This is a genomic window from Vibrio sp. SG41-7 (assembly GCF_014164465.1).
In the GTDB taxonomy this organism is placed as follows: Bacteria; Pseudomonadota; Gammaproteobacteria; order Enterobacterales; family Vibrionaceae; genus Vibrio; species Vibrio splendidus.
The window spans coordinates 1-1569 of the sequence record NZ_JACJFF010000278.1; the positions used below are offsets into that span (position 1 = coordinate 1).

At 44.0% G+C, this 1569-nt stretch carries 1 protein-coding gene; it reads right to left on the reverse strand.

All coding sequences use genetic code 11. From position 1 onward, the window contains the following. Window positions 1–97: 97 nt before the first annotated feature. Entirely contained in the window at window positions 98–1402 is a 1305-nt protein-coding gene (gene ltrA / locus H5300_RS26600; protein WP_182797348.1) for a group II intron reverse transcriptase/maturase, read from the reverse strand. Window positions 1403–1569 lie beyond the last annotated feature (167 nt).

Consider the following 1569-nt stretch of genomic DNA (forward strand, 5'->3'; position numbering starts at 1 on the left):
GTAGAGTAGGTCACTGGCTTCGGCACAACCCTTATCCAGCGACCCCTCTTCAATTCCGTGCATGAGGTTTTCCCTCACACGGCTTTCACATAAATGTTCACCCGCTCACCTTCACAGTTTTCGCCTTTGTCGGTTGTAGATACACAAGGCCTGCCTTATGTAGCTTATCCCATGCATCTTGCGCAAGATACAGGCTCCGTCGCTGACTTCTGCTCCTTGACCAACGATAAAAGCGTGCCACTAAAAACCAATCCATCTTGAAAAAGACTTGCCGAGGATAGCCAACTTTACCAAAGTAATTCTTCCAGCCCCTCACCACTCGATTTACTCGTTTAACGAGCTTGTCTAGTGTGAGAGACGTTCGGTGTTTTACTATGCTCCGTAGCTTGTCCTTGTACTTCCTTTGACTCTTCTTCGATGGGTAGATCTTTATGTAGTTTGTGTGCTGAATGAAGCCAACCACATATTTGAATGTGAACCCTAGAAAATCAAATTCATTTCCTACTCGGGTCATATCCACAATGTGAGTTTTGTCCTCATTGAGCTTTAGCCCTTCCTTCTCCAGCTCATTCTTTATCCAGCCCTGTTGGGCTGAATTCAATGTCGCTTTCGACAGGATAACAAAGTCATCCGCGTAAGAAATTATCTTGCATGGTGTCTTTGTCGCTATCTTCTGACAAAAGTCATTTAGGTAAATGTTTGCCAGTAGTGGCGAAATCACCCCGCCTTGTGGCGTACCGATAGGGTTTCCCACTATGCGGCTTTTTCCTTTTGCTGTTGTCTCACTTATCGGCGCTTTAAGGAATTGCTTAATCAGTCTTAGTACCGCCCTGTCCGTCACTTTAGACCTTACCTTATCCACTAATCGTGAATGCGGTATAGTGTCAAAGAATTTTGATAGGTCAGCATCATAGACTTGTTTATATCCTTGTTTGAGATAGGCATTGATGCATATCACAGCGTCTTGAGCACTGCGCTTGGGCCTATAGCCGTAGCTATTGCAGTGAAAATGAGGTTCGAAGACTGGGCTTAACACGAGTGTGCATGCCATTTGGACAATGCGATCTCTGATACTTGGTATCCCCAAGTTTCGTGTTCTCCCATTGTCTTTGGGAATTTGTACTCTCTTTACTGGTAGCGGTTTGTAAGTACCGTTTACCAATTCTGCTCTTAGTGTTTTGATCAATTGGCCAGATGATTCAATGCTGTTTAAGTCTTCAAATCTAACACCATCGACACCCGCAGCTCCTTTATTTGCTTTACACAAATGGAAAGCATCCCAGAGGATGTCGAATCGACAGATTTTGTCATAAAGACTATAAAATGCTTTGTCTGGCTCCTGCTTTGAGCGCAGGTAAAGTTTTCGCTGAAATTCTCGAACTTGATTTGAAGTGTTAGCCATTTGGCAATCTCCTGCTGAAATTTCTTGAAAAACATCATTTATGTTTGAGCCCCTTCCCTAGATGAGGTTATGTTGTCCTCATCATCATCGGTACTATGGGCTCATCCGACTGCCTATTGTGTGTACTCTGAGAATTTCGAGGTCCCCCCTTATATCTCTGAGTTGGG

Coding starts and splice junctions, on each gene's coding strand:
- ltrA (WP_182797348.1), bottom strand. CDS start 1,402: ATGGCTAACACTTCAAATCAAGTTCGAGAATTTCAGCGAAAACTTTAC.